The sequence below is a fragment of the Sphingobacterium corticibacterium genome (assembly GCF_004208525.1).
Lineage (GTDB): Bacteria > Bacteroidota > Bacteroidia > Sphingobacteriales > Sphingobacteriaceae > Sphingobacterium > Sphingobacterium corticibacterium.
In genome coordinates this window covers 472,785-484,556 of sequence record NZ_SGIT01000001.1, presented here as the reverse complement: position 1 = coordinate 484,556, position 11,772 = coordinate 472,785, and the positions used below count along the sequence as shown (strand labels likewise).

The window sequence follows — 11,772 nt, the reverse complement described above, 5'->3', positions numbered from 1 at the left end:
TATGATTCAATTTCCACAGAAATCGATAAATGAAATGACATACCTATTTTTTCAAAAAAACAACGATAATACTGTAAAACAACGCATTAAGCAGAGTTTTAAATACATTTCTTCGAGAAGCTTCTTGCTCAACAATTTGTAAATCCCATTCTAATTCTCAATTTTTGTCTATGCATAAACGTCAGATCAACATTTTTACAAATCGCTTAACTAATTAATAATAATATATACATTCGTGCATATGATATTGGGAAAGTTTCAGTTGCTATTGGTATTATTTTTATTGGGATGGAGTATCTCCTTTTCCCAACCCAACCAGTACAAAATACTTTCTCTTGAACAGGGTATTTCTAATATCAACGCGCTCAGTGTCGTACAGGATGATCAAGGGTTTATATGGGTAGCTACCGAATTAGGGCTTAATCGGTTTTCCGGCAACTCCTTCAAGCATTATTACAAGTCGGAGCATGTAGATGGAATCTCTGTCAACAGCAATGAAATCAACAAGTTGCTATATGATGATGGCCATATATACATCGGTACGAGAGCTAACGGACTCAATATATTTGATATTCAGAAAGGTGTATTTTCTTATTTTACCCATGATCCCGACGATAAGAATTCTATCGCAACAAACGATATCACGGATATGATAAAAGGCATAGACGGCCACATTTGGCTCTCTACCTACCACCGCGGTATACAGCGTTTTGATACTACCACCCAAACATTTACACATTTTGGTACGGAGACTATCCCTGACCTGCCGAGTAACAGTATATGGTCTGTGGCACAAGATCAGCAAGGTAAACTTTATAGTGGACATGTAAATCATGGTGTTTCTATATTTGATGCCAAAACAGGAAATTTAGAGAACCTCCATACGCAGAATACAGCTGGCGCTCTCCCCCACGACGAGGTGAAAATACTTTTTTGTGATAGCAGAAATAACATCTGGATAGGTACAAAAAAAGGTCTAGCGGTGTATACCCCTCACAACAAGAAAATTCGGCATGTACCGCTCCATTCGACAACAGGCAGTGCCAACGAGCCGTTTGTACATACTATTCGGGAAATCGGCGAGGGTATATGGGTGGGAACGGAACCCTCTCGCGTTTATGTTTTAACACCTCGTTACAATAGCGATCAAGAATTCCTAAAGGTCGACAATGTACGTTCAGTTGATATTAGCAATTCCATTTCTGTTCAGGATATGATAGCCGACGAATTTGGAAATGTCTGGTTAGCCTTATACGGCAGTGGATTGGGTTTCGCCAGCCACTTTACACCCTTTTTCCAGACGCTTCCTGATGTAAAAGCCGTCATTAGTGGAATAGTTATCGATCGACAAAATACAGGCTGGCTCATTACGGAAGGATCTGGACTGCTTCGATGGACGCCGGATAAAAACCTTGTAGAGAAGGTTAAAGCCCCCAGCAACATACGCGATAAAACTTTTCTAACAGCTTATCAAGATCGACAGGACAATATATGGCTAGGACTAGTCGACAAAGGTGTCGCCCAGTTTCACACATCTACAAAGCAATGGCACAAAATTGAATTAGATGGAGAATTGAATGAAGTACGCGCCATTCTAGAAGACCAAAAGGGAAAGATCTGGCTTGGTACAATAAATGGATTGGTCATTTATGACCCGCTATCCCAAACGTTCGAAAAATTACGTATCAACATGCCATCGCTGGGTGATTACGCTCCGCGTTCACTCGTAGAAGATGGTTCTGGGAATATCTGGGTGGGAACTTATGGACAAGGGGTTTATGTATTTTCTACCGAAAACCGAACATTGATTGCCCACTTTGATACCCATGGCGGACTTAGAAGCAACAGCATTAATCACCTGTTCCGAGACAATGAAAACAACATCTGGATTGCGACGAATGAGGGTATGGCGGTGCAATACGCAAAACAAGAGCTCGGCACATTGAAAAATATCGTTCCGCCTAAACCCAACGCCTGGCTATTTATACAAGCTATTGCCGAAGACCGAAATGGAAATATTTGGTGCTCTACGAAAGCCGGTCTACTGCGATACGTGCCGAAAGACGACCGTTTTTTTAGCTATGACCAAGACTTTGGCATCCCTTTAGGTGGGTTCAAAAACAGCAGTGTAGCGGCTAACAAACAGCATTATCTCTTCTTCGGCATGCAAAATGGGATATGTTTTTTTGATCCAAAAGAAATACCTATCCAACTCCCCATATCCTCCGTCCATATTCGAAAGTTCACCACCTTCCGTAGCGGAGAATCCCCTCTACAGCAGGAGAAACAAACTTATGGTGTCAAACAACTTCGGTTATCTTATCAGGAAAATAGCTTCAGTATAGAATTTAGTGCTGCGGATTATGCTCTACACGGACTGATGGAATTTAGTTACCAGCTGCATGGCTTTGACAGCGATTGGACGAATATCGGTGGTGAACAGGTACTGAATTTCAGAAATATTCCATACGGAAATTACGACCTACTTATACGGGCACGATTAAAAAATGAAAACTGGTCGGGTGATGTCACGCGTCTATCGATCAATATTAAGCCGCCGTACTACCTTAGTCCGTACGCAAAGGTGCTCTATATCCTACTAATGAGTGGCATCGCTTTTGCCATTTTCTTTTTTTATCATCGGAAGATCAAAGCCGAAGGGGAATTACGACTAAAAAAACTAGAACATCAACAACAGCAGCAGCTCGCGACAGAACGTCTGCACTTCTTCACGAATATCACACACGAACTGCGGACACCACTCACCCTTATCTTAGGGCCGTTGGACGATCTGCTACGGGAGAACAACCTATCCACAAAACAAAAAAAATTAGTACAGGTCGTTCAAAAGAGTTCTAACCGTCTGTTTAGCCTGGTCAATCAATTGCTGGAATTCCGAAAAGTAGAATCACGACATAAACCACTTGTACTCGGTGAAGGCTATTTAGGAGAGGTGGTGCAAGATATCGTTAATAAATATAGGGAGTTGAACGTCAAAGATACGTTGCAGATACGCTGTCAGCTACCTTCTACAGATTTGCGTACGACGTTCGACGCCGAAATTATTCATATTATTTTAGACAACCTGTTGTCTAACGCCTACAAATATACCAACACGGGTGCGATTGATGTACAGCTAACGTATGAACAGGATCAGCTCAATACCTGGTCCGTGCTGCGTATAAAAGATACGGGATGTGGCATTCCTGAAGAATATTTGGAACGCATCTATGATCGCTTTTTTCAAATTGATCATCAAGCACAACCGGGTACCGGAATTGGTCTGGCCATGGTCAAGGAACTGGTCGCCGTACATTATGGAAAAATCGATATAAAAAGTAAGGTTGGAGACGGCACTGAATTTTGTGTCCGCTTGCTAACCAACCATATTGCCATTACACCTCAACAAGAGAAAATGGCTGATGATGCTATACATTTGGAAAATGAGGATTCGCAACCGGTTATCTTAGTCGTGGAGGACGATGTCGATCTAAGAAATTATATAGTCGCTTCTTTAGAAACACATTATACCATCCTCTTGGCAGACAATGGTATCCAAGGCTTGGATGCGGCAACCAAACATATCCCAGATCTTATTATCAGCGACGTGATGATGACAGGTCTAGATGGATTTGAAATGGTCGGGAAGCTCAAAGAAAATCGTTCCACCAGCCATATTCCGATTATTCTATTTACAGCAAAAGATCAGGAGATAGACCGACAACGAGGATATGAACTGGGCGTAGATTCATATTTAATTAAGCCTGTGCATCCGGCTTTATTGCATAAACGCATTGAAAATATTTTATCCAATCGAAAGAATGTCCACAACTATGTATTGCAGAAATTACCTTCAAAGACAGAGAAACCCACGAATGAACTGGATACCGACCTTTGGAAGGAAAACACTTTCGTTCAGGAATTTGTAGAAATCGTAGAACACTACATGCAGGATGATGTATTAGATGCCGCCAAGCTGGCTGAAAAAATGAACATGAGCCAATCGACACTGTACCGAAAACTCAAAGCATTGACCGGAAAAAACATCAATCAACTGGTTCGTAAGATACGGATCCAAAAAGCCGCTACCCTGCTTCAATCCGGCCAATACAATGTTACGGAAGCTTCCTTTATGGTGGGGATACATAGTACGATCTACTTCCGCCAATGTTTCAAAGAGGAATTTGGTCTACTACCCTCCGAATATCTAAAAAACGCCTCAGAAAGCAAATAAAACCAATATTTTGACGAAAATACTATCGAAATCTGACGGATTTATATATGTCCTATAAGTCGATAATCTGTTATGTTTGAAGTGCGTTTTCAATTATAAATTTGATAATAATCTACACTGGAGAAAATAAGCTTCTTATATATTCCATGTGTCTTTTTTAGCTATTGAACCGCAAAATAATTAACAAAACTAAATATTATGGTAAATTTTAAACCTATTCTTTTACATGTACTGGTATGGATACTACCACTATTTGTGCATGGACAACAGCAATTAACCGGACGTGTCCTTAACGACGCCAATGAACCAATCGCGGGTGCCAGCGTATTCGTCAAAGGAACCACACAAGGTGTAACGACGGACGCTTCGGGTAGTTTTCAACTCGCGGCTCAGGGTGATTCTCTTTCGGTAACATTCATTGGCTATAAGCCACAGACAGTCGCTATCGTCGGCCAGACAAACTTCACGATTCTATTGGAAACGGACGATCAATTTCTGGAAGATGTAGTGGTTGTTGGTTATGGTACGCAAAACAGAGCTACTGTAACCGGATCGATTTCCGAGGTAAAAGGAGATGACCTTATAAAAAGTCCACAACCAAACCTATCCAATTCCCTCGCGGGAAGATTTTCAGGACTGGTTGCCACCAATCGTGGAGGCGAGCCAGGCTATGATGGTTCACAGCTCCGTATTCGCGGAGCATCAACAACAGGTAATACTGACATATTGATTGTTGTCGATGGCGTACCCGGACAGGTCGGAGGTTTAGAACGTCTAGATCCAAATGATATAGAAAGCGTAACCATTCTAAAAGATGCTGCCGCAGCTGTATATGGAAGTCGTGCCGCAAATGGTGTGATCCTAGTAACAACTCGTAAAGGTAAACAAGGTAAGCCAACGGTTTCCTATTCCTTTAACCAAGGTTTTTCGTCACCTACACGCCTGCCGACCATGGCCGATGCTGCAACCTATGCCGAGATTCGAAACGAGATTGATTATTACAATAATCCTGCCGGTGGCATGAACCAATTTTATAGCGAAGACGATATCCAGAAATTTCGCGATGGTTCTGACCCTTTCCGCTTTCCAAACACCGATTGGCAAAAAGAGGTTCTATCGGAGACTGCTCTCCAAAACCAGCACAACTTATCCGTATCTGGCGGTACGGAACGTACTCGATATTTTGTCTCTGCCGGTACACTGATGCAAGATGGTATCTTCAAAGATGGGGTCACCAAATATAACCAATACAACTTCCGATCCAACATTGACATGGACGTAACCGACCGATTTAAAGCGGGCCTCTCGGTTGCCGGACGCGAAGAGAAGCGCAAATTTCCTACTGTCGGTGCAGGTGAAATTTTCAGAAATATCTATCGTGCATACCCCACCATATTATCTCGTTATGAAAATGGATATCCGAGTACGGGAATTGAAAATAACAATCCCGTCATGATGGTGACCGATGCCGGAGGTACGAATTTAAATCCGAAACTCGTTTTCAATGGTATCCTTCGTGCTTCTTATGATTTACCATTTGTAGACGGGTTGATGTTAGACGGTTTTCTTGCCATAGATAAATCCCAAGAGTCGGGAAAGAACTTCATAACACCTTATTTAGTATATAATTATGACGTTTCCAGTGATCAGTATGAGTCAAGAAATGTTGGAGAAACAAAGGCTCAACTACAGCAATTCCAGGAAAACACGTCATTAATGACGGCCAATATTAAGTTAAACTATGAGCAGTCTTTTGGAGATCACAACGTAAAAGCATTCGCAGCTTACGAGCAAAGTGAACGTACTTTATCCCGTTTAGAGGCGGGGAGAAGGAATTTTCCGACATCCCTTACCCCAGAAATTTCACAAGGAGGAACCGCCTTAGAAGATCGTACCAACGCCGGACTTAGCTGGCGAGAGAGCCGCGTGAGTTTTATCACCCGCGCAAATTATGATTATAAACAGCGGTATTTGTTGGAAGCTCAATTACGGATAGATGGTTCTTCGATTTTCCCACCAGAAAGCCGATTCGGCTATTTCCCTGGTGTTTCTGTTGGTTGGAGGATGTCTGAAGAAGATTGGTTTAACACGAGGTTAATCAATGATCTGAAACTGCGGGCTTCCTATGGCGAATTAGGGGGAGACAACATCTCCGCAAATCAATTCGTAAATAATTATATTTTCAACAACGCCTATACAATTGGGAACAGTATATATCCAGGGGTTGATCTATATAAATTGGCAAACCCAGCCATTACTTGGGAAGTTTCTAAAAAAACTGATGTAGGATTAAATGCACGATTCTTAGATAAATTTGATTTGGAATTTGTTTACTTTAACGAGAAACGATCTAATATTCTCCTACCGCGTAATGCTTCTATCCCCGGCGTTATAGGTATTTCCAATCCATATGATGCGGAAACACTTGTTCCTGCAGAAAATATCGGTCGGGTGGACAACAATGGTATAGAAGCAACATTAGGATACCAACACAGGGGTAACTTCAATTTCGGTGTAGCAGGAAACGTCACGTATGTCAAAAGCAATGTCGTATTCAGAGACGAAGCTCCGGGAATACCGGATTGGCAAAAAGAAACCGGCAATCCGCTAAATACTTACTTATTATATCGGTCAATTGGCATATTCCGCACACAGGAAGATTTGGATAATTATCCACATGTTCAAGGTGCCGGTTTAGGTGACCTTATATTTGAAGATTACAACCAAGACGGTGAAATTACGGCTGACGATATGGTACGAACCAACCTCGGAAATATTCCACAGCTGACATTCGGACTTACCTTAAACGCCAGCTATAAGAACTTTGACTTATCCACCGTATTCTCCGGACAAGGTCGATCTCGTCAATATATCCTGTCAGAAGCGGGTACTGTAGGTAATTTCTACAGTACATGGGCAGAAAACCGCTGGAGCCCGAACAACGTAGACGGAACTTATCCGAAGGTAAACGAACGTGCATCATCGGCAATCAGTGGAGGTCTCTTCCGCAACGACTTTTGGTTGTTTAATACCGCTTTCATACGCTTAAAGAATATCGAATTGGGTTACACCATACCTACATCTGTTATTGAACGTATCGGGTTAAACCGTGTACGGCTGTATGCTAACGGATTCAACGTATTTACCATCACAGGTTTAAAAAACTTCGATCCCGAAGGGGATAACGAAAGTGGACATTTCTATCCACAACAACGTATCTTCAACTTGGGGATCAACATCGGTTTTTAACCGCTATTACTACAATTAAAAATATAAATAGATGAAAACTATAAAATATTGTATCTTATTCTTACTTGGCAGCATAGTCGCGGTAAGTTGTAACAAAGATTTTCTGGATGTGACGCCGACAGATAGGCTATCGGATGCCGCAGTCCTATCCGACTCTGTTTTATTTGAAGCCTTTGTGGTCAATCGTTACATGGGGGCAAGATTAACCAATAAAGAAGCCGAAGGTACCCCTCCGGGCTTTGGTCGTGGTTTTGAATACGCGCTTTGGGCATCACTGACTGATGAAGCCGTCTACAATAACGATGACGATACTTGGCTTATTCAGCGTGGACAGCTGTCACCCGAAAATACCGGCATTGCTGGAACCATCTGGAGTCGTAGCTACCGTAGTATTCGAGAGTGCAACTTTGCTTTGGCACATATCGACGAAGTGCCGATGAGCGATATGCTGAAAACAAGACTGACAGCAGAACTGAAATTTATTCGTGCTTTCCGATACCACGATTTGATCCGTAACTATGGAGGTGTTCCGCTATTAGCCGACAAAGTTTATGAATTGACAGATGACTTTACAGACCCCTCCATTTATGAACGCCAAGAACTAAAAGTCTGTATCGATTATGTATTAAATGAATTGAATGACGCGGCTGCTCAATTGCCTGCGGCCAACGACAATGGCTGGCCAATAGGACGTGCTACCGCAGGAGCTGCTTTGGCACTAAAGTCCAGATTAGCATTATATGCTGCAAGCCCTTTATACAATTCGGGTACTTGGGAGCAGGCTGTGCAGGCTTCAGTCGATGTCATCGCTTTGAACAAATATGGTATTTCTCAAGACGGTTATCGTGCGCTATTTCAAAAAGCATCGAATAGCAACGAAATTATTTTTGCTCGTTATTACTCTGTAGGAGCACGCCATGTTCCTATGGAAATTGCCAACGGACCAAATGGGTACGACGGATGGGGCGGCAATGTACCTTTACAAAATCTGGTCGATGCATACCGTATGAATAACGGTAAAACCATAAACGAAAATGGATCTGGCTACGACCCACAAAAGCCATACGAAAACCGTGATCCACGATTCTACTCCACGATATTACACGATGGTGCATCGTATCGCGGCCGCACTGTAGAAACTTTTGTTCCGGGCGGACGTGATAGTAGAGATGGAAATTCGAATTGGAATACGAGCAGGACAGGCTATTATTTATATAAGTTCATTGATGACGATATGCCGATCAATAATCCTTGGGAAATTGCGGGTCTACAGCCGTGGATTTATTTTAGATACGCAGAGATTCTACTCAATTTTGCGGAGGCTGCTAATGAAGTCGGAGGTCCAGATGCCATACCGTCGGGAGCAACATTGAGCGCTCGGGAAGCTATTAATCAGATACGTGCCAGAACTGGTGTTGATATGCCAGAAGTAGCTACAGGACTCGGCAAGGATGCTTTCCGTGACATCATACGTAATGAACGACAAATCGAGCTGGCTTTTGAAGAACATCGGTTCTATGATGTCAGAAGATGGTTGATTGCCGAAGAAACCGAAAATGAGCCGGCCTATGGTATAGAAATCACTAAATCCGGCAATACACTGAATTATCAGCGCAAAGTTGCTCTGGAAGGACGACGTTTCTTAAAACGTCACTATTGGCTTCCCATACCACGTGCTGAGATTTTAGCTTCTGACAATCGCCTACAACAAAACGAGGATTATTAATAGAAACACGTTAAAATATCACGATGATAAAAACAAAAATAACTTCTTATTTCGCCGCTGCCATTTTACTCTCGTGTGGTGCGACACAATCTCTTTTTGCACAACCGGGCTTCGGCCAGGCAGAAAAAATAAATAATAACTGGCGTTTCCATCTTGGCGATACCGACCAAGCTATCGCACAGGATCAATTGGGTCGCTCATGGCGTTCGGTTCAACTGCCGCACGACTGGAGTGTGAAACAGCCTCTGAGCCCTACCTTGGCAAGTGCCACCGGATACCTACCCGGCGGTATTGGATGGTATAGAAAGACCATAAACATTTCGCAGAAAGACAACGATAAAAAACTCTATATCTATTTTGAAGGCGTGTACAACCGTAGTGAAGTGTTTGTCAATGGACAATCGATTGGCAAACGTCCGAATGGATATATCTCGCTCAATTACGACATTACACCCTATATCAAATATGGCGAAGAAAACACCATAGCGGTCAAAGTAGACCACAGCCAAGACGCCGACTCTCGCTGGTATACCGGTTCAGGAATCTATCGGGATGTATGGTTGGTACGTGCTAACCCAATCCACATAGAGCAATGGGGTGTGTACGCCTATCCGGAAGTTAAAAACAACTGGGGAACACTGCACGTACAAACGGCTGTACAAAATGAAACAGGTCAAACAGCATCGTTGTCTGTCCTGACAGAACTTCTAGATCCCCAAGGTCAGGTTGTGGCAAAGAAAACCACAAAAACAACATTGGCGGCTGGTGGGCGTGAAGAGGTACAAACCTCACTGGACGTGAAGAACCCAAAATTGTGGGGCTTGGAAACGCCACACCAGTATACATTAAGGACCCGCATCTTACAAGGGGAAGAACAGATCGACGAATCGGAAGTCAAAACAGGCTTTCGTACCTTAACTTTTGATCCTAACAAAGGTTTTTCGCTTAACGGTGAATGGATGAAAATGAAAGGGGTCTGTATCCACCACGATTCAGGTGTGTTAGGTGCCGAAGCCTATCCAGAAGTCTGGCGCCGCCGTTTATTAGCTTTAAAAGAACTCGGCGTGAATGCTATCCGTACCAGCCATAACCCGCAAGCTCCTTCTTTATATGCGTTGTGCGATGAACTTGGCCTCCTCGTCATGAACGAAGCATATGATGAATGGGAATTTCCAAAGAGAAAATGGTTGGAAGGCTGGAACGTAGGAACACCAGGATTCCAAGGATCATATGATTTCTTTCAAGAATGGGGCGAAAAGGATCTGGAAGACATGGTGAAACGTGACCGCAACCACATTTCTATCTTCGCTTGGAGTATCGGCAATGAGGTAGATTATCCGAATGACCCGTACTCCCACCCCGTGTTAGATGGTGATTCCGAAAGTGGGTTTACGCAAGCCATGTTTGGAGGCTACAAAAAAGATGCTCCGGATGCCATGCATCTGGGCGCTATTGCTAAACGCCTCGCAGCTGTCGTGCGCAAATTCGATAACCGCCCGGTAACGGCTGGATTAGCAGGTGTAGCCATGTCTAACGAAACAGCGTATCCTAGTGCATTAGATATCGCAGGCTATAATTATACCGAAAGCTTTTACCATCGGGATCATGAGCGTTATCCAGACCGTGTTATTTACGGCAGTGAAAACCGCCATGATATGGGTGCGTGGAAAGCTGTACGTGACAACGAACATATCTTCGGGCAGTTTCTTTGGACGGGTATCGACTATCTTGGCGAATCCGGCCGCTGGCCATCCCGCGGGTTCTATTCGGGATTATTGGATTTTGCGGGTTTTGTAAAACCACGTGGGCATTTCCGCCAAGCTTTATGGGCGAATAAGCCTGTGGCACACTTAGGCACCTATCCGCTACAAGGTGGTGGTGCGGCTACCGATGTGTGGTCTAGGTTGGAAGCCGAACAAGGGCAACAAAAAGATCAGGCGCCATCCATGGATGCTTGGCCAATCTGGAACTATCAGGAAGGACAACAGATACGCGTGGTGTGCTACACCAACAGTGCACAAGCACGACTGGAACTCAACGGGAAAGTAGTCGGTGAAACCAAAGCTTACAACGATGAGCATGGAATTATTTATTGGGATATCCCGTATACAGCTGGAAAACTGGAAGTGATTGGAATAGATGACAACAACAGAGAGGTGGTTCGTCAACATATTCAATCCACCAAAAGAGCGCATGCTATCCAGATCATACCGTCGAATAATACTTCCGTGCAAGCACAGGGAGGCGTTGCACAAATCGAATTGCAGATTGTCGATGAGGATGGTCTACCGGTTATCTTGGCGGAAGATGAAATCACCTGCCAGGTTGTCGGAAAGGGCAGATTGCTGGGCATGGAAGCCGGTAATAACGCCGATATGGGAGATTATACGGACAATAAACAACGTGCATACCACGGTAAAATGATTGTCTATGTACAAGCCAACGGGGATCCGGACGAAAAACTGGCCGTACGGTTTACAGCTCCATGGCTAGAATCGGCCGATGTAGAGCTTACGTTAAACTAATAAAAAAGCGCTGTATTTTGTTACAGCGCTTTTTTTAT

4 protein-coding genes are annotated in these 11,772 nt (G+C 43.4%); all 4 read left to right on the top strand.

Annotated elements, in window-relative coordinates; genetic code table 11:
• Positions 1–241: 241 nt before the first annotated feature.
• The 4 genes from EWE74_RS01980 (at position 242) to EWE74_RS01965 (ending at position 11,734) form a co-directional block, all read left to right on the top strand.
• On the top strand, positions 242–4,234 hold the full coding sequence (locus tag EWE74_RS01980) for a hybrid sensor histidine kinase/response regulator transcription factor (protein WP_130139863.1): 3,993 nt from the start codon (positions 242–244) through the stop codon (positions 4,232–4,234).
• A 198-nt stretch (positions 4,235–4,432) separates the two neighbouring features.
• Positions 4,433–7,483 carry a SusC/RagA family TonB-linked outer membrane protein gene (locus EWE74_RS01975; protein WP_130139862.1) on the top strand — a complete coding sequence of 1,017 codons (3,051 nt, stop codon included), beginning with the start codon at positions 4,433–4,435 and terminating at the stop codon, positions 7,481–7,483.
• A gap of 31 nt (positions 7,484–7,514) precedes the next feature.
• Positions 7,515–9,209 (top strand): RagB/SusD family nutrient uptake outer membrane protein, encoded by a 1,695-nt coding sequence (locus EWE74_RS01970; protein WP_130139861.1) that lies wholly within the window; start codon positions 7,515–7,517, stop codon positions 9,207–9,209.
• 23 nt (positions 9,210–9,232) lie between these two features.
• Positions 9,233–11,734: a sugar-binding domain-containing protein gene (locus EWE74_RS01965; RefSeq protein WP_130139860.1), complete on the top strand. Its 2,502-nt coding sequence runs from the start codon at positions 9,233–9,235 to the stop codon at positions 11,732–11,734.
• Positions 11,735–11,772: the final 38 nt, after the last annotated feature.